General features: G+C 63.3%; 14 protein-coding genes. 8 read left to right on the top strand and 6 right to left on the bottom strand.

Annotation, left to right across the window (positions count from 1 at the left end):
- The first annotated feature begins 39 nt into the window (after window positions 1-39).
- Window positions 40-570 (top strand): gluconate 2-dehydrogenase subunit 3 family protein, encoded by a 531-nt coding sequence (locus AC1RUK_RS12335; protein WP_481835409.1) that lies wholly within the window; start codon window positions 40-42, stop codon window positions 568-570.
- Window positions 571-618: 48 nt separating this feature from the next.
- Window positions 619-2,190, top strand: coding sequence for a GMC family oxidoreductase (locus tag AC1RUK_RS12330; RefSeq protein WP_481835410.1), 1,572 nt, complete (start codon window positions 619-621; stop codon window positions 2,188-2,190).
- Window positions 2,191-2,248: 58 nt separating this feature from the next.
- Here AC1RUK_RS12330 and AC1RUK_RS12325 read toward each other — a convergent pair whose 3' ends face one another.
- Together AC1RUK_RS12325 and AC1RUK_RS12320 are read right to left on the bottom strand one after the other, a co-directional pair.
- A complete protein-coding gene (locus AC1RUK_RS12325) occupies window positions 2,249-4,162 on the bottom strand; it encodes a PhoX family protein (protein ID WP_481835411.1) in 1,914 nt (637 codons plus the stop codon).
- A gap of 127 nt (window positions 4,163-4,289) precedes the next feature.
- Window positions 4,290-4,685 carry a hypothetical protein gene (locus tag AC1RUK_RS12320; protein ID WP_481835412.1) on the bottom strand — a complete coding sequence of 132 codons (396 nt, stop codon included), beginning with the start codon at window positions 4,683-4,685 and terminating at the stop codon, window positions 4,290-4,292.
- 304 nt (window positions 4,686-4,989) lie between these two features.
- Between AC1RUK_RS12320 and urtA the strand changes: the two genes are divergently transcribed.
- From urtA to AC1RUK_RS12290, 6 genes are all read left to right on the top strand, one after another.
- Entirely contained in the window at window positions 4,990-6,300 is a 1,311-nt protein-coding gene (gene urtA, locus AC1RUK_RS12315) for an urea ABC transporter substrate-binding protein (RefSeq protein WP_481835413.1), read from the top strand.
- A 121-nt stretch (window positions 6,301-6,421) separates the two neighbouring features.
- Window positions 6,422-8,038: an urea ABC transporter permease subunit UrtB gene (urtB, locus tag AC1RUK_RS12310; protein ID WP_481835414.1), complete on the top strand. Its 1,617-nt coding sequence runs from the start codon at window positions 6,422-6,424 to the stop codon at window positions 8,036-8,038.
- Window positions 8,035-9,267 (top strand): urea ABC transporter permease subunit UrtC, encoded by a 1,233-nt coding sequence (gene urtC / locus AC1RUK_RS12305; RefSeq protein WP_481835415.1) that lies wholly within the window; start codon window positions 8,035-8,037, stop codon window positions 9,265-9,267. Before urtB ends, urtC begins: the two co-directional genes overlap by 4 nt.
- Window positions 9,268-9,270: 3 nt before the next feature.
- Window positions 9,271-10,017, top strand: coding sequence for an urea ABC transporter ATP-binding protein UrtD (gene urtD, locus AC1RUK_RS12300; protein ID WP_481835416.1), 747 nt, complete (start codon window positions 9,271-9,273; stop codon window positions 10,015-10,017).
- 70 nt (window positions 10,018-10,087) lie between these two features.
- The gene (gene urtE, locus AC1RUK_RS12295) at window positions 10,088-10,783 is read left to right on the top strand and encodes an urea ABC transporter ATP-binding subunit UrtE (protein ID WP_481835417.1); all 696 of its coding nucleotides are present in this window, start codon (window positions 10,088-10,090) and stop codon (window positions 10,781-10,783) included.
- A gap of 260 nt (window positions 10,784-11,043) precedes the next feature.
- Window positions 11,044-11,220, top strand: a complete 177-nt coding sequence (locus tag AC1RUK_RS12290; protein WP_436174813.1) for a hypothetical protein — start codon at window positions 11,044-11,046, stop codon at window positions 11,218-11,220.
- A 14-nt stretch (window positions 11,221-11,234) separates the two neighbouring features.
- On the opposite strand, the gene AC1RUK_RS12285 is transcribed toward AC1RUK_RS12290, so the two are convergent.
- The 4 genes from AC1RUK_RS12285 to uvrA all read right to left on the bottom strand — a co-directional run bounded on the left by AC1RUK_RS12285 (window position 11,235) and on the right by uvrA (window position 17,122).
- Complete coding sequence (locus tag AC1RUK_RS12285) at window positions 11,235-12,386, bottom strand: GGDEF domain-containing protein (protein ID WP_481835418.1); 1,152 nt, start codon at window positions 12,384-12,386, stop codon at window positions 11,235-11,237.
- A gap of 481 nt (window positions 12,387-12,867) precedes the next feature.
- On the bottom strand, window positions 12,868-13,674 hold the full coding sequence (locus AC1RUK_RS12280) for a DUF72 domain-containing protein (RefSeq protein WP_481835419.1): 807 nt from the start codon (window positions 13,672-13,674) through the stop codon (window positions 12,868-12,870).
- Between the two features lie 24 nt (window positions 13,675-13,698).
- On the bottom strand, window positions 13,699-14,169 hold the full coding sequence (locus AC1RUK_RS12275; protein WP_481835420.1) for a GNAT family N-acetyltransferase: 471 nt from the start codon (window positions 14,167-14,169) through the stop codon (window positions 13,699-13,701).
- A gap of 31 nt (window positions 14,170-14,200) precedes the next feature.
- Complete coding sequence (gene uvrA, locus AC1RUK_RS12270) at window positions 14,201-17,122, bottom strand: excinuclease ABC subunit UvrA (protein WP_481835421.1); 2,922 nt, start codon at window positions 17,120-17,122, stop codon at window positions 14,201-14,203.
- Between the last annotated feature and the right edge of the window lie 359 nt (window positions 17,123-17,481).

Genomic DNA, 17,481 nt, shown 5'->3' with positions numbered 1-17,481 from the left:
GCACCTTTTGGGGTGCGAACAGCCAGCAGGGAGGAAACTATGGTCACGATCTATGAAAGGAAGCCTGGACTGTCGCGGCGCGAGCTTCTGAAACGCGGCGGCGCCGGCGCATTGCTCGTCATTTCGGGCCGCGCCGTCATCAGTCCGCAACATGCCTGGGGCCTCGAGACATCGGCACTGAAGCCCGAAACGATGGCGACGCTGATCCAGATGGCGCGCGACATCTACCCGCACGACCAGGTGCCCGACAAATATTACGCCATCGCCGTCAAGGCGCATGACGAGCAGGCCGGCAAGGACCCGGCCCATAAGGATCTCATCGAAAACGGCATTGCCGATCTCGACAAGAAGGCCGGCAGCGGCGGCTACCGCGGGCTTGGCTGGGAGGAGCAGCGTGTTGCGCTGCTGAAGGACATCGAGGCCTCACCGTTCTTCCAGGCCGTGCGCGGCGGCCTCGTCGTCAGCCTCTACAACCAGAAGGAGGTCTGGCCGATCTTCGGCTACGAGGGCGAATCCTATTCCAAGGGCGGCTACATCGCGCGCGGTTTCGACGACATCGAGTGGCTCTGAGCCTCGTTCGTCTCCAACCGCATCAGACAGACATCATGGGAGGAAACCATGGCAGCACCATTTGATCTCAACAACGACGGCGTCGTCGTCATCATCGGTTCGGGCGCCGGCGGCGGCACGCTCGGCAACGAACTAGCCCAGAAGGGCGTCGATGTCGTCATCCTGGAGGCGGGCGCCCGTCACGAATCTGATGCTTTCGTCAACGACGAGTGGGACTCCTTCGCCCAGCTTGCCTGGACGGACAAGCGCACGACCTCGGGCGACTGGCGGGTGGCGAAGGATTTCCCCAACCTGCCGGCCTGGATCGTCAAATCCGTCGGCGGTTCGACCACGCACTGGGCAGGCGCCTCGCTGCGCTTCCAGGAGCACGAGTTCAAGGCGCTCTCGACCTACGGCAAGGTGGAAGGCGCCAGCCTGCTCGATTGGCCGATCACGCTCGCCGAGATGGACCCCTATTACGCCAAGGCCGAAGCCAAGATGGGCGTCACCGGCACCAATGACTGGCCGAGGCTGCCGGGCAACAACAACTTCAAGGTCCTGAAGGCCGGCGCCGACAAGCTCGGCTACAAGGAATGCCACACCGGCAACATGGCCATCAATTCGGTTGAGCGCGATGACCGCAATTCCTGCCAGCAGACCGGCTTCTGCTTCCAGGGCTGCAAATGGGGCGCCAAATGGTCGACGCTCTACACGGAGATCCCCAAGGGCGAGGCGACCGGCCATCTCGAGGTCCGGCCGAATGCCATGGCGGTCAAGATCAACCATGACGCCAGCGGCAAGGTGACGGGCGTCGTCTATGCCGACAAGGACGGCAAGCTGCAGGAGCAGAAGGCCCGCATCGTCGCCGTCGCCGGAAATTCAATCGAAAGCCCGCGCCTGCTGCTCAATTCGGAATCGAGCAAATTCCCGCATGGGCTCGCCAATTCGTCGGGGCAGGTGGGCAAGAACTACATGCGCCACACCACCGGTTCGGTCTACGCCATCTTCGACAAGCCGGTGCACATGTATCGCGGCACAACCATGGCCGGCATCATCCGCGACGAGGCGCGCCATGATCCGTCACGCGGCTTCGTCGGTGGCTATGAAATGGAGACGCTCGCGCTCGGCCTGCCGTTCATGGCTGCTTTCCTCAACCCTGGTGGCTGGGGCCGCTCCTTCACCACCGCGCTCGACCACTACGACCACATGGCGGGTCTGTGGATCGTCGGCGAGGACATGCCGCGTGCGGAAAACCGCATCACGTTGCATGCCGACGAGAAGGACGAGCATGGCTTGCCGATCGCCGACGTCCATTTCGACGACCATGCCAACGACACCGCAATGCGCGATCACGCCTACAAACAAGGCCAGGCGCTCTATGCGGCGGTCGGCGCCACCCGGACCTTCCCGACGCCGCCCTATCCGTCGACCCACAATCTCGGCACCAACCGGATGAGCGAGAAAGCGGCCGAAGGCGTCGTCAACAAGCATGGCCAGACGCACGACATCAAGAACCTGTTCGTGTCCGACGGCAGCCAGTTCACCACCGGCGGGGCAGAAAACCCGACGCTGACAATCGTCTCGCTGGCGATCCGCCAGGCTGACTACATCGCCAACCAGATGTCGGAAAAGAGCATTTAGGCACTCCTCCCGATTGCCTGCTGGCGCGGAACATATCTGGCATGTTCCGCGCCTTTTTCTATGCGCCGACCGGCTGCGTATCCTTGCGGCGGATGGCGACAACCGAGGGGCGTGGCGGCTGGCCGTCCTTGAAATCGGGCCAGAGCGTCTGTGCCTTGTCCAGCGTCTCGGCATCCTCGGCCGGATGCTGGATCGACAGGAACAGCGTCGTGCCATCCGGCGTGAAACAGGGGCCGGTCGCCTCCGCGCCATGCGGGCAGGTGAACAGCAGTTTTGGCAGGCCGCGCGCCACCCCTTCGGTGTCGACACCGTAGACGCCGTCCGGCAGATCGAAATCATTGGCGCCGTCCGTCGCCACCCACAGCCGGCCGGCCGGATCGAAGGTGATGTTGTCGGGGCAGACGAACCAGCCATTGTCCGAGGTGTCAGGATGGAAGGTGGCTCCGATCGCTGCGTCCTTCGGATTGCCGCACAGCACGAACAGATCCCAGGCATATTTTTCCGCAGTATGGTTGGCGTCCGCGCCACGGCCGTCGGGCGGGATCAGCTCGACGATGTGGCCCCAGAGGTTTTCCGGCCGCGTATTGGCCGGGTTGACCTTCGACTGGTCGCGCTTCTTGTTCTTGGTCATCACCGCATAGACGCGGCCGGTCACCGGATTGGTCTCGATGTCCTCGGGCCGGTCCATCGGCGTGGCACCCAGCGCATCGGCGGCTAGCCTCGTCTTGAGCAGCACCTCGGCCTGGTCGGCAAAACCGTTTTCGGCGGTCAGCTTGCCCTGGCCGTGCACCAGCGGCAGCCAGCTCATCGTGCCGTCGGCGTCGAAACGCGCCACCGAAAGCACGCCGTCGTCGAGCAAATTGTTGCCGGAAGCGGGGTTCGCCGGGTCGTAGGCTTTGCTGGAGACGAAGCGGTACATGTATTCGAAATAGTCGTCGTCGCCCATGTAGACGACGACGCGGCCGTCCTTGTTGCGCACGACCGTGGAAGCCTCATGCGACATGCGGCCAAGAGCGGTGCGCTTCACCGGCTTCGACTGCGGATCATAAGGGTCGATCTCGACCACCCAGTCGAAACGATTGGCCTCGTTCGGTTCCTTGTCGAGGTTGAAGCGGTCGTGGAAGCGGCCACGGCCATAGATGTCGGAGCCGTCGAAACCGTAGCGGTCGAGGATGTCGGCAATTGGTGCCGCCTTCGGATCACCGCCAAACAGGTCGGCAACGCCTTCCTCGCAGGTCAGCACCGTGCCCCAGGGCGTGACGCCGCCGCTGCAATTGTAGCTGGTGCCGAACACCTTGGCGCCGGTCGCGTCGGCCGAGGTCTTCATCAGCGCATGGCCGGCGACGGGCCCGGAGACGGTCATCTCGGTGGTCACCGTGATGCGGCGGTTGAGCGGGCTGTCCTCGACGGTTCCCCACTTGCCGTCCTTCAGGATCACTTCGACGATCGAATGGCCCATCGCGGCCATGCCGAGGTCGACCTGTTCCTTGGTCATCGCCTTGCCGGCATCGTCCTCGGTCATGCCGGGGAACATCACATTGGGCGAGATGTATTCGTTGTTGACGCAGAGCAGGCCGTGGTCGGAATTCACCGAGCCTTTCGGCAGCGGCATGAAGGCGATGTAATCGCAATTGTAACCAAAACGCTTTTCCTGCTCGTCGGCTGAGACCTTGGTGCCGTCGAACTCCGGCAAGCCGGCGGCAAGCGCATCTCCCCAGCGCGCGACGATCGTCGTCTCATAGCCTTCGGCGGCCGCATGGGTCTTGTCGTAGACGCGCTTCAGCTCGGGAAAGCCGAGTGTCGACAGCGCTGCCGCGGCATGGGTTTCCCCGGCAAACAGCGAACCGACGAAGCTGCCGCCGGCGATCAGCGCCCCGGAGGCAAGGCTGCCCTTCAGCATTTCGCGGCGCGAGACGCGCGCGGCGATGACGTCGCGAATGACGGGGGAGGATGAAGACGGTGCGTTGGCCATGGTGTCTGCCTCTCTGGGTGGATGGTGACGGCGCACCGCTGCCTAGTCCGTTTCGGCAACATCCCGATGACATGAGAGGAAACTTTCGCCGCGACGGTGCGGCAGACCAGCGCCTAGGCGCCGCCGCTCAGCTCTTCGTACAGGTCGAAGCGGTAAAGGCGCCGTCGGGCTGCTTCATGATGATGTCGAAGGAGGGGCTGGTCTGTCCGTCGAGCGTAGCTTGCGTCAGCGAGATCGAGTTGCCACCGGTGGTGTAGCCGCCAAGCGGCCCCAGCCAGCTGATCACGCCGTTGGCGTCCATCTGGTAATTGTAGGCTTGCGGCGCGGTCCCGAACGTCACCGGGCCGGTATAGATGTTGCCCTTGATGGTGATGTCGCCGAGGTTGAGGAACAGGCCGAGCAGGTAGACCTCACAATGGTAGGTTCCGTCGGGCAGCTTGCCGTCGGTGAAGTCGGCACGCGCGCTGCCCGTGCCGGCAGACAGAAGCAAGATGCTGAAAATGCAGGAAAGCCTGGATGCCATGACGTCGCTCGTTGAAGGCCGACCTTGCCCCATTTCCATGCCGCGCCGCAACCGTTGACGCATGTCGTCGTGATGTCGCAGGCTCAAAATTTAGGCATTGGCCAAATTTGGGCAGAATCTAGGCAGGTGTGCGCAATTTCTCCTCATTCGGGTTTTCAGTCGGCACCATTCATGCTTGGCGTCTAATATAGTAACCGGCTGATAAGGCTGGGATATCGCGGCGTGACCGACCTCGTTTCACAGTTTGGCACGGTGGTTGCATAGCTTTGTTGCGGTGCAATCAACCAGCTCGGGAGTGTGGAATATGAGGGGAAATTTCTCAAAAATAACAAAAATGTTTTCGGCAAGCGTGGTTGCTGCCGGCCTGTTGGCGTCGGCTCCCGCGAGGGCGGCGGACGACACGATCAAGGTCGGTATCCTGCATTCGCTGTCGGGGACCATGGCGATTTCGGAGACGACGCTGAAGGATGCCATGCTGATGCTGATCGAGGAGCAGAATGCCAAGGGCGGTCTGCTCGGCAAGAAACTCGAGGCGGTCGTCGTCGATCCGGCGTCCAACTGGCCGCTGTTCGCTGAAAAGGCGCGCGAGCTGATCTCCAAGGACAAGGTCGCCGCCGTGTTCGGCTGCTGGACCTCTGTGTCGCGCAAATCGGTGCTGCCGGTCTTCTCAGAGCTCGACAACATCCTGTTCTACCCCGTCCAGTATGAGGGCGAGGAAAGCGAGCGCAACGTGTTCTACACGGGTGCCGCACCCAACCAGCAGGCGATCCCGGCCGTCGACTACCTGATGAGCGAGGACGGCGGTTCGGTGAAGCGCTGGGTGCTCGAAGGCACCGACTATGTCTATCCGCGCACCACCAACAAGATCCTCGAAGCCTATCTGAAGGCGAAGGGCGTCGCGGCGGAAGACATCATGGTCAACTACACGCCGTTCGGCTTCTCCGACTGGCAGACCGAGGTCTCGGCGATCAAGAAGTTCGGTTCGGCCGGCAAGAAGACCGCCGTCGTCTCGACCGTCAATGGCGACGCCAATGTGCCGTTCTACAAGGAACTCGGCAACCAGGGCATCAAGGCCGAGGACATCCCGGTCATGGCCTTCTCGGTCGGCGAGGAAGAGCTTGCCGGTCTCGACACCGCGCCGCTGGTCGGCCATCTCGCCGCCTGGAACTACTTTGAAAGCGTCGACACGCCGGAGAACGAGAAGTTCATCGCCGACTGGCACAAGTTCATCAAGAACGACAAGCGCACCACCAACGACCCGATGGAAGCTCACTATATCGGCTTCAACATGTGGGTGAAGGCGGTCGAGAAGGCTGGCACAACCGATCCGGACAAGGTCATCGACGCCATGATCGGCGTCTCCGTTCCGAACCTGACCGGTGGCTATTCGACGATGATGCCGAACCATCACATCACCAAGCCGGTGCTGATCGGCGAAATCCAGGCCGACGGCCAGTTCGAGACGGTGTCGCAGACCCCCGGTCTCGTGATGGGCGACGAATGGTCCGACTACCTGCCTGACTCCAAGGACCTGATCTCCGATTGGCGCGCGCCTTTGTCATGCGGCAACTTCAATGTTGCCACCGGCAAGTGCGGCGGCAAGGGGACCAACTGATCCTCCCGGGTCTGACCGGTCGCGGATTCTTCCGCGACCCAGGCCGCGAAGCGTCCGGGCGAGCTCCTCCTCCAGTCCGCCCGGACGCGCAATTCCAGATCACAGAAGAGTATCTGAACGGATGATCCTGTTGCGCGCTCTCGGCCTCACGCTGTTGTTCCTGATGGCAAGTCTGTTGCCGTCGAACGCAGCCGAAGCCGATCTGCGCGCCATCATCGCCAAATTCGCGGCGGGTACCGGCTTTTCGGCCACCGAGGCAGTGGTGCGTGAACTTGCCGCCACTGGCGACCCCCTGGTCGAACGTCCGCTCGCGGCACTGGCCGAGGGCAATCTCTACATCCGCAAGTCCGATTCCGCGGTCTTCGTCGGCAATGAAAGCGGCGACAGCGTCGCTCTTCTCGACCCGCTGAGCGGCGAGAAATCGGCCGAGGCCGCCAAGGCCGACCTCACCAAGATCAAAGTCAATAACACGCTGCGCCGCGTCATCCGCGATGCGCTGGGCACGCTGACGCTGCGCGCCAAGGATCCGACTGTCCGCATCGCCGCCGCCGACACCATGTTCAAGACCCCCGATGCCGCCAACATCGGGCCGCTCGACGCGGCTATCGCCGCCGAAACCGACGCGAACGTCAAAGCGCTGTTCGAGCAGGCCCGCGCGGCGTCGGTTCTCGTTTCCGACAAGCCCGAGGCCGACAAGCTCGCCGCTGTCGCCCTGATCGGCGCGCGCGGCGATCGCGACGCACTCTCGCTGCTCACCTCGGTGGAAGCCAATTCGCAGGGCGCGGTCAAGGACGCGGCGACGGCCGCGATCGGCGCCATCAATGCGTCGCTGGCGCTCTGGGATGCCGGCCAGAACATCTGGTACGGCATCTCGCTGGGCTCGGTGCTGCTGCTCGCGGCGATCGGCCTCGCCATCACCTTCGGCGTCATGGGCGTCATCAACATGGCGCATGGCGAGATGGTCATGCTCGGCGCCTACACCACCTTTGTCGTCCAGCAGGTGATCCGCACCTCCTTTCCCGGCCTGTTCGACTGGTCGCTGGTCATCGCCCTGCCACTGGCTTTCCTCGTCGCCGCCTTGGTCGGGCTCATCATCGAGCGCGGCGTCATCCGTTTTCTCTACGGCCGGCCGCTTGAAACCCTCTTGGCAACCTGGGGCGTCTCGCTGATCCTGCAGCAGGCGGTGCGCAGTATCTTCGGACCGACCAACCAGGAGGTCGGCAACCCGTCCTGGATGTCCGGCTCCGTCGACATAGGCCAACTGGCCGTGACCTGGAACCGGCTCTGGATCCTGGTCTTCGCGCTCGGCGTCTTCGCCGTGCTGCTCTATGTCATGAAGCGCACGCCGTGGGGCCTGCAGATGCGGGCCGTCACCGCCAACCGCCGCATGGCCGCCTCCATGGGCATCAGGACCCCCTGGGTCGACGCACTGACCTTTGCGCTCGGCTCCGGCATTGCCGGCATCGCAGGTGTGGCGCTCAGCCAGATCGACAATGTCTCGCCCAATCTCGGCCGCGGCTACATCATCGACAGTTTCATGGTCGTCGTCTTCGGTGGCGTCGGCAACCTCTGGGGCACGCTGGTCGGCGCCTTTTCGCTCGGCATCGTGAACAAGTTCCTCGAACCCTATGCCGGCGCGGTGCTCGGCAAGATCGTCGTTCTCGTCCTCATCATCCTGTTCATCCAGAAACGCCCGCGCGGCCTGTTCGCGCTGAAGGGCAGGGCGGTGGAAGCATGATCACCGGACGCTTCTTCGCCGCGGGTGCAGACCGCCGCATCGCCATCACGATTCTGATCCTGCTAGCGGCCGCCATTGTCGTGCCGCTGCTCAATCTCACGGCGTCGCCGGCGAGCGCCTTCTATGTCCCGTCCTACATCGTTGCGCTCACCGGCAAGTATCTCTGCTACGCGCTGCTCGCTTTGGCGCTCGACCTTGTCTGGGGCTATTGCGGCATCCTCTCGCTCGGCCACGGCGCCTTCTTCGCGCTCGGCGGCTATGCGATGGGCATGTATCTGATGCGCCAGATCGGCTCGCGCGGCGTCTACGGCAATCCTTTGTTGCCCGATTTCATGGTGTTCCTCAACTACAAGGAACTGCCGTGGTTCTGGTACGGCTTCGACCATTTCTGGTTCGCGGCGATCATGGTGTTGGCGGTGCCGGGCCTGCTCGCCTTCGTCTTCGGCTGGTTCGCCTTCCGCAGCCGCGTCACCGGCGTCTATCTGTCGATCATCACCCAGGCCATGACCTACGCACTGCTGCTTGCCTTCTTCCGCAACGACATGGGCTTTGGTGGCAATAACGGCCTGACCGATTTCAAGGACATTCTGGGCTTCAACGTGCAGGCCGACGCGACCCGCTCGGCGCTGTTTGCGGCCAGTGCCGTAACCCTTGCGCTTGGCGTCTTCGTCACCTGGGCGATCGTCGGCTCCAAATACGGCAAGCTGCTGATGGCGGTGCGCGATGCCGAAGGCCGCACGCGCTTCCTTGGCTGGCGGGCCGAGAACGTCAAACTGTTCGCCTTCACCGTGTCGGCGATCATGGCCGGCATTGCCGGCGCGCTCTATGTGCCGCAGGTCGGCATCATCAATCCCGGTGAGTTCGAGCCGTCCAATTCGATCGAAGTCGTGGTCTGGGCCGCGGTCGGCGGACGCGGCACCATCGTCGGGCCGATCATCGGCGCGCTGCTCGTCAATGCCGGAAAATCCTGGTTCACCGGCGCGCTGCCGGAGTTCTGGCTGTTCGCGCTCGGCGGATTGTTCGTCGCCGTCACGCTGTTCCTGCCCAAGGGCATCATCGGCATGTGGGACAGCTGGCGCGGCAACGCCAGGGCAATGCGGGCGGCCTCGACTGCCGAGGAAGCCGGCAGCGATCCCGACGACGCGCCGCCGCCAAAGGTCGTTCGCAGCGCAGCGACAAGACCAGGCGACTGGTCCGCGTCCGGCCCCGAACCACAGCCGGCGGAGTGAACGATGTCGAAGTCGAACACCATCCTCTATCTCGACGGCGTCTCGGTCTCCTTCGACGGTTTTCGCGCCATCAACAATCTTTCGTTGGTGCTCGACAAGGGCGAGATGCGGGCGATCATCGGTCCCAATGGCGCCGGCAAAACCACGATGATGGACATCGTCACCGGCAAGACGCGGCCCGACGAGGGCGAGGTCTTCTTCGACGGCCAGGTCGATCTCACCAAGCACGACGAGGCCGAGATCGCCATGATGGGCATCGGCCGGAAATTCCAGAAGCCGACCGTCTTCGAAAGTCACACCATCGAAGAGAATCTGATGCTGGCGCTGAAGGGCCCGCGCTCGATCTTCCCGGCGTTGTTCCACCGCCGCTCGTCGGCCGAGGCAAGGCGGATCGACGACATCCTCGGCATCATCCGGCTCGGCGACAAGCGCAACGAACTGGCCGCCAATCTCAGCCATGGGCAGAAGCAGTGGCTGGAGATCGGCATGCTGCTGGCGCAGGATCCAAAACTGCTTCTGGTCGATGAGCCGGTCGCCGGCATGACCGACGCCGAGACCGAAGAGACCGCGCGCCTGCTGAAGGACATCGCCCGCGACCATTCGGTCGTCGTCGTCGAGCATGACATGCATTTCGTCCGCGAGCTTGGTGTCAAGGTCACCTGCCTGCACGAGGGTTCGGTGCTGTCCGAAGGCTCGCTCGATTTCGTCTCTGCCGACGAGCGGGTCGTCGAAGTCTATCTTGGGAGATGATCATGGTCTGGCGGGTTTCGTTCCATCGTTTCGACCTGTCCTTCTTCAAGCGTTGGACAAGGCACTGACCATGCTCGAAGTCTCCAACGCCACGTTGCATTACGGCGCCGCCCAGGCGCTGCGCGGCGTCTCGCTCAGGGCCGGGGCCGGCAAGATCACTTGCGTGCTCGGCCGCAACGGCGTCGGCAAGACCAGTTTGATGAGATCGATCGTCGGCCACCACCGGCTGACGAGCGGAAGTGTTGCCTTCGAGGGGAAGGCGCTCGACCGGAGCGCGGCGTATGACCGCGCCCGGTCGGGCATCGCATTCGTGCCGCAGGGCAGGGAGATTTTTCCGCTGCTGACAGTCAAGGAAAACCTCGAATCGGGCTTTGCGCCGCTGAAGCGTGCCGAGCGCAACATTCCGGGCCACGTCTTCGAGCTGTTTCCGGTGCTGAAGCAGATGCTGTCGCGCCGCGGCGGCGATCTGTCGGGCGGCCAGCAGCAGCAGCTCGCCATCGGCAGGGCACTGGTGATGCGGCCGAAGCTCTTGGTCCTCGACGAGCCGACGGAAGGCATCCAGCCGTCGATCATCAAGGATATCGGCCGCGCCATCCGCTATCTGCGCGACCAGGCCGGCATCGCCGTGCTCCTGGTCGAACAATATCTCGACTTCTGCCGCGAACTCGCCGACGAGGTCAACATCATGGACCGCGGCCAGATCGTCCATACTGGCCCGGCGGAAGATCTCGACCGCGCGGATGTCAGGAAGTTTCTGACGGTGTAGACCGCTCGTCGGCCTTTCTTCTAAGGTGGCTTCAGTCTTTCTCCGATCATGCTGTCTGCAACTCTGGCGCGCCAAGAACTGCATGCTACTCTTTGCTTGGCCTTGGTGAGTCGGCCACTTTCCGTACCAGTCTGTTTCGGGTCAGATCAAAGGGACGGCGCGGGCTCGGCGGCAAGTTCCACGCAAGCATGGCCTCCTATCCTCCTCCTGCGATCTGAGTTGTTCAACGCGTTTGGGCAATCTGGCTAGGGGAACGGCCAATGGAGCGTTTTGTCGAGGACTACCAGAAACGGCGGCTCACCGAGCGCGTCGACATCATCACCGCCATCAACATCCTGAGGTCGCAGGGCTACGATCTCGACGAACTGATCGGCGAGATCACCAAGGTCTTCTACGTCGACCTCGACGCCTACAACGAGATCGTCATGGCGGCGTGACGGCTGGCGAACAGCTAGCTCGCGCGCCGGAATGTTGAAGCAAAGACACGGTTTCGGCCGCCGTGCTTGGCGGCATAGAGCGCCTTGTCGGCGGCGCTGAGCACCTTGTCGAAACTCATGCCGTCCTTGTTCCCGAAAGCATAGCCGGCGCTGACCGTGCATGACAGCGGGCGCGTCTCGGTCTCGATCCGCCGTGCGGCGAAGGACGCACGGATGCGTTCGGCGGCGAATTCCACCTTCTCGGGCAAGGTGCGCTTCATAACCAGCGCGAATTCCTCGCCGCCCATGCGCGCGGCGGCATCGTTCGGCAGCAGATTGCCGGTGAGCTCCTCGGCGAACACCTTCAGCACCGCATCACCAGTGGCATGGCCGAACTCGTCGTTGATGGCCTTGAAGCCGTCGAGGTCGAAGACCACCACGGCCGTGAAGGCACCGACCGGCGCATCGCCATGCAGGTCGAACAAGGCGCGGCGGTTGAGCAGGCCGGTCAGCGGATCGGTCAGCGCATTACGGCGATGATGCTGTGCCAGGCGCCCCTGGTTGAGCGCCAGCGACAGCGCGCCGATGCCCGTCATGCAGGCGATGACGATGACGAGGCTGAGATCCTCGGCCCAGTTGCTCGGCGCATGGCCGAGCACAAGCTTGCCGTCCCGCGCCAAAACCGTTGCGCACAGCAGGAAGGATACGGCGGTGATCGAATAGAGCGCGGCGACGCCGATAATCGGGACGGGGGATTCGCTGCGCCCCTTCCAGTATTCGAGAGCGGTGGCAAACAGCAGAAGCGCGGCAAAGGAATTTTCCAGCATGAAGCCCAGCCCGTCATAACCGAGCGCCATCGGCGGCAGGGCCACGGCCAGCGAGATGCCGGCGCCGAGCGCAATGCGCGGCAGCGGTGAGCGGCCTGTCGTGAACTGGTAGGCCGCACCCAGCATGGTCGAGAAGCCGAGCAGCAGCAGAGTGAGCGTGGCGAGGCCGAGCATTGGTCCGGGCTTGTCGATATAGGCCTTGTACGCAAAGACGTCGCCGACAACCAGCAGCACGCTGACCGCCCAGGTCAGCAGGAATTTTTCCGAGCGCGCGGTCAGCCAGATGCCGAACAACGTCAGGCTCAGGCAGGCGGCGGAAAAGCCGACGGCGAGCAGCAGTGAGTTGTAGTCGAGCGCCATGCCTCGTCCTTGCCCGCGCTGGTGCAGCTCAGCGCCCGATTGGATTCATGCAGCAAGGAGGTATCGATAAGGTTACGATATCGGCGAAGATGTCGAGATTCCGCCTGGTTAGAGGACGGCAACCGACAAAAGCAGAATGAGGCCAACCCCCATCATCAGCAGTCCCGGCCAATTCTGTGAAAGGCCGAGGAAACCGAGCCCGCGCCGGCCTGGCTCAAGCGTTGGGCCCGGGGTTGCGAGATGTGGCATCGACCGATCCGAGGCTGCAGGCGCCGGACCGCTAAGCCGCCCCCGCCTGAGGACTGCACCCGCCATGTACACAACGCCAGCGACAGTCAACAACGCTCCAATGAGGATGACAGCCATCTTCCTCGCCTCTAATCGCGTCCGCGGGCGACCGCCCGGTTGCCCGCAATGCAAACGATCTAGATGCCCTGCGGGTTCCGACTGGGGCTGCTGGATGCGGTGAAGGCTCACCGCCTTATTCCGTCACTCGCTTCATCAGCGCCATGGCGCCGAAGGGCGCGCGCACCTTGCCCTCGGTGATGAAGTAGGCGAACACGTCGCGCGGCTTGACCGGCGCCTCGGTCGAAGGGTCGGCGCGCGGCAGATCGGCAGGCGCCTTGCCTTCCGCCCAGGTCTTGGCGCGAGCGGCCCATTCGTCGAGCCCCTTCGGCGTGTAGCAGTCGGGATTGTCGTCGCTGCCGGTCTGCAGTCGCGCATAGATGAAATCGCCGGTGATGTCGGCAATCGCTGGATATTTGGCATGGTCGGCATAGACGATCGCCACCTTGTATTTGCGCGCCAGCGCTGCGAACTCCGGCACGACAAAACTGTCGTGCCGCACTTCGACCGCATGGCGCAACCCGACGCCATCCTGCTTTTCCGGCAACAGCTTGAGAAAGGCTTCGAAATCGTCCGGATCGAATTTCTTGGTCGGCGCGAACTGCCACAGGATCGGCCCGAGCTTGTTACCGAGCGCCGCCACCCCGGAACCGAGGAAGCGCATCATTGATTCACCGGCCTCGCCGAGCACGCGCCGGTTGGTGACGAAGCGGTTGCCCTTCAGCGAATAAACGAAGCCATCAGGCGCCTCGCTGGCCCATTTGACGAAGGTCGGTTCCTTGAAGCTGGAATAATAGGTGCCGTTGACCTCGATGCTCGGCACCTGACGGCTGGCGTATTGCAGTTGCTTCGCGTTGGAAAGCTTGTCCGGATAGAAGGACGTGTCCCACGGCTCAAAGGTCCAGCCGCCTATGCCGGCGCGGATTTTTCCCTGGCTGCTCATCGTCGTCCTCCCCATGCTTGAAAATCAGGCCGATACGGCGCCATCGACGGGCTTGGCCATGTCGACAACTGTCCATCCTGGCCGGTAGGGATTGGGCCGTCGACCCGTTTCCCGGAAACCATAGGCCGCGTAGAGCGCAATGTTCCGCTCCATGCGCGAATTGGTATAGAGCCGCACCTCCGGCAAGCCCCACAGCCGCGTCTGCTCGTCGGCGAAATCGAGCAGCCTGATGCCGAGTTTCTTGCTCTGGAAGGCCGGCGCGACCGCGACGCTGAAGATCATCGCATGATCGGGATGCCGCTCGATAACGATCAGCCCGGCCAGATCGGAGCCGCTCTCCAGCAGCCAGACCTCGCCGCGTTCGATCCGCGGTGCATAGTCCTCGGTGACCGGGATCGGCGGCGCACCCAACAAGGCGGTGTAGGGTGCATAGGCGGCTTCAGTCAGCGAGACGACAGTTTGCTGGTCACCGGCAAGCGCTTGTCTGATGGTCATTCAAAAACTCTCCAGACACCGCGCTGTCCGCTCACTCCGCCGCCTGAGCCCTCTTCCCCGGACGCCGCTCGAGCAGCTCCTTAAGGAACTGGCCAGTATAGCTGCGCTTCTCGCGCACGACCGCTTCGGGCGTTCCTGAGGCGACCAGCTCGCCGCCGCCGTCGCCGCCCTCGGGGCCGAGGTCGAGCACCCAGTCGGCGGTTTTTATCACCTCGAGATTGTGCTCGATGACCACCACAGTGTTGCCCTGGTCGACCAGTTCGTGCAGCACTTCCAACAGCTTGGCGACGTCGTGGAAATGCAGGCCGGTGGTCGGCTCGTCGAGGATGTAGAGCGTCTTGCCGGTCGCCTTGCGCGACAATTCCTTGGCGAGCTTGATGCGTTGCGCCTCGCCACCCGACAGCGTCGTCGCCTGTTGGCCGATATGGATATAGCCGAGGCCGACCTGCTTCAGCGTCTCCAGCTTGTCGCGCACGCCCGGCACGGCGGCGAAGAAGTCGACGCCTTCCTCGACCGTCATGTCCAAAACGTCGGCGATCGACTTGCCCTTGAACAGGACATCGAGCGTCTCGCGGTTGTAGCGCTTGCCGTGGCAGACGTCGCAGGTGACGTAAACATCGGGCAGGAAATGCATCTCGATCTTGATGACGCCGTCGCCCTGGCAGGCCTCGCAGCGGCCGCCCTTGACGTTGAACGAGAAGCGGCCCGGCTGGTAGCCGCGCGCCTTGGCCTCCGGCAGGCCGGCGAACCAGTCGCGGATCGGCGTGAAGGCGCCGGTATAGGTGGCCGGGTTGGAGCGCGGCGTGCGGCCGATCGGCGACTGGTCGATATCGATGACCTTGTCGAGGAATTCGAGGCCCTCGATGCGGTCGTGCTCGGCCGGATGCTCGCGCGAGCCCATGATGCGGCGCGACGCCGCCTTGAACAGCGTCTCGATCAGGAAGGTCGACTTGCCGCCACCTGATACGCCGGTAACGGCGGTGAAGGTGCCGAGCGGGATTTCGGCCGTCACGTTCTTCAGATTGTTGCCGCGCGCGCCGACGATCTTCAACCGCCGGTTCTTCTTGGCTTCGCGCCGCACCGCCGGCGTCGCCACTTCGAGCTCGCCCGACAGATATTTGCCGGTTATCGAGGCCGGCGTCGCCATGATCTGCTGCGGTGTTCCCTGGGCGATGATCTCGCCGCCATGGATGCCGGCGGCCGGGCCGATGTCGACGACATAGTCGGCATGCAGGATTGCGTCCTCGTCGTGCTCGACGACGATCACGGTGTTGCCGATGTCGCGCAGATGCTTCAGCGTGTCGAGCAGGCGGGCATTGTCGCGCTGGTGCAGGCCGATCGACGGCTCGTCCAGCACATAGAGCACGCCGGTGAGGCCGGAGCCGATCTGCGACGCCAGGCGGATGCGCTGGCTCTCGCCGCCCGACAGCGTGCCGGAATTGCGCGACAGCGTCAGATAGTCGAGCCCGACATCGTTGAGGAAGCGCAGCCGCTCGCGGATCTCCTTCAGCACCCGCACGGCGATCTCGTTCTGCTTGTCGTTGAGCTGCGCGGGCAGGTCGGTGAACCACTGGTCTGCCTTGCGGATCGACTGCTCGGTCACCTCGCCGATATGCTTTCCCGCGATCTTCACCGCCAGCGCCTCCGGCTTCAGCCGGTAGCCTTTGCAGACGGGGCAGGGCGTCGCCGACATGAAGCGCTCGATCTCCTCGCGCATCCAGGCGGATTCGGTTTCCTTCCAGCGCCGCTCGAGATTGGGGATGACGCCTTCGAAAGTCTTGGTCGTCTTGTAGGAGCGCAGGCCGTCATCATACTGGAAGGTGATCTCGCGCTCGCCCGTGCCGTGCAGGATGGCTTCCTGGGCTTCCGCGGCCAGGTCCTTGAACTTGTCGCCGAGCTTGAAGCCATAGGCCTTGCCCAGCGCCTCCAGCGTCTGTGCGTAATAGGGCGAGGTCGATTTCGCCCACGGGCTGACCGCGCCGTCGCGCAGCGAGACGTTCTCGTCCGGCACGACCAGATTGCCGTCGATGGCGCGCTGGCTGCCGAGACCGTCGCAGGTCGGACAGGCGCCGAACGGATTGTTGAACGAGAACAGCCTGGGCTCGATCTCCGGAATGGTGAAGCCGGACACCGGGCAGGCGAACTTTTCCGAGAACAGGATGCGCTCATGCGTCTCGTTCTTCGACTTGTTGACCGAATCCTCGCCGGTCTGGCTGGCGTCGAGCGGCCTGTCGGCGAATTCGGCCACGGCCAGGCCTTCGGCAAGTTTCAGCGCCGTTTCGATGGAATCGGCAAGCCGGGTGGCAAGGTCGCCGCGCACCACGATGCGGTCGACGACGACGTCGATGTCATGCTTGTACTTCTTGTCCAGAGCCGGCACGTCGGCGATCTCGTAGAAGACGCCGTCGACCTTGACGCGCTGAAAGCCCTTCTTCTGCAGTTCCAGCAGTTCCTTGCGGTACTCGCCTTTCCTGCCGCGCACGATCGGCGCCAGGATAAACAGGCGCGTGCCTTCCTCGACGGCCAGCACGCGGTCGACCATCTGCGACACTGTCTGGCTCTCGATCGGCAGGCCGGTGGCCGGCGAGTAGGGAATGCCGACGCGCGCGAACAGAAGCCGCATGTAGTCGTAGATTTCGGTGACGGTACCGACCGTCGAGCGCGGGTTCTTTGAGGTGGTCTTCTGCTCGATGGAGATGGCAGGCGACAGACCGTCGATCTGGTCGACGTCGGGCTTCTGCATCATTTCGAGGAATTGCCGCGCGTAGGCCGACAGGCTCTCGACATAGCGGCGCTGGCCCTCGGCATAGATGGTGTCGAAGGCGAGCGACGACTTGCCGGACCCAGACAGGCCGGTCATGACGATCAGGCTGTCACGCGGCAGGTCGAGATCGACATTCTTCAGATTGTGTTCGCGCGCCCCGCGAATGGAAAGGTATTTATGGTCGGCCATTGCCGGTCGCCGCCTCAGGTCTGGAATTCGTGGGATCGGCGGGTTTTCCCGGCCATCCCCTATGTAGGTATTTTTGCCGCCACGTCGAGAGACGCCACAAATCTCGACAGAAGCGTTTAACCGTCTTTCGCGCGAGGGGGCAAGCGGAAAGAACAAAGGCCGAACACGCTCCTGACAAAGTGCTGTGAAGAACCGGAAAGGCGGGCACTCCGTTGAGCAGGTTCCGACACACTGCCCTGACCTGGACGTAACCCCGTCGATCACATTTTCCGTAACCGGCTATTCAAAGGTTGACGCTGCCGACTCAGGGGCGCAGTGTCCAGCGGTCAACGGAGCCGGCCGTCTTTCGATGGCCTCGC

The organism is Mesorhizobium monacense (assembly GCF_056781675.1).
The sequence above is the reverse complement of the archived record's forward strand: the minus strand, read 5'-3'. Positions and strand labels throughout refer to the sequence as shown.

What these genes read in the sequence shown, in the direction of transcription:
- AC1RUK_RS12335 (WP_481835409.1), top strand. Translation starts at nt 40, where the DNA reads ATGGTCACGATCTATGAAAGGAAGCCTGGACTGTCGCGGCGCGAGCTT.
- AC1RUK_RS12330 (WP_481835410.1), top strand. Translation starts at nt 619, where the DNA reads ATGGCAGCACCATTTGATCTCAACAACGACGGCGTCGTCGTCATCATC.
- AC1RUK_RS12325 (WP_481835411.1), bottom strand. Translation starts at nt 4,162, where the DNA reads ATGGCCAACGCACCGTCTTCATCCTCCCCCGTCATTCGCGACGTCATC.
- AC1RUK_RS12320 (WP_481835412.1), bottom strand. Translation starts at nt 4,685, where the DNA reads ATGGCATCCAGGCTTTCCTGCATTTTCAGCATCTTGCTTCTGTCTGCC.
- urtA (WP_481835413.1), top strand. Translation starts at nt 4,990, where the DNA reads ATGAGGGGAAATTTCTCAAAAATAACAAAAATGTTTTCGGCAAGCGTG.
- urtB (WP_481835414.1), top strand. Translation starts at nt 6,422, where the DNA reads ATGATCCTGTTGCGCGCTCTCGGCCTCACGCTGTTGTTCCTGATGGCA.
- urtC (WP_481835415.1), top strand. Translation starts at nt 8,035, where the DNA reads ATGATCACCGGACGCTTCTTCGCCGCGGGTGCAGACCGCCGCATCGCC.
- urtD (WP_481835416.1), top strand. Translation starts at nt 9,271, where the DNA reads ATGTCGAAGTCGAACACCATCCTCTATCTCGACGGCGTCTCGGTCTCC.
- urtE (WP_481835417.1), top strand. Translation starts at nt 10,088, where the DNA reads ATGCTCGAAGTCTCCAACGCCACGTTGCATTACGGCGCCGCCCAGGCG.
- AC1RUK_RS12290 (WP_436174813.1), top strand. Translation starts at nt 11,044, where the DNA reads ATGGAGCGTTTTGTCGAGGACTACCAGAAACGGCGGCTCACCGAGCGC.
- AC1RUK_RS12285 (WP_481835418.1), bottom strand. Translation starts at nt 12,386, where the DNA reads ATGGCGCTCGACTACAACTCACTGCTGCTCGCCGTCGGCTTTTCCGCC.
- AC1RUK_RS12280 (WP_481835419.1), bottom strand. Translation starts at nt 13,674, where the DNA reads ATGAGCAGCCAGGGAAAAATCCGCGCCGGCATAGGCGGCTGGACCTTT.
- AC1RUK_RS12275 (WP_481835420.1), bottom strand. Translation starts at nt 14,169, where the DNA reads ATGACCATCAGACAAGCGCTTGCCGGTGACCAGCAAACTGTCGTCTCG.
- uvrA (WP_481835421.1), bottom strand. Translation starts at nt 17,122, where the DNA reads ATGGCCGACCATAAATACCTTTCCATTCGCGGGGCGCGCGAACACAAT.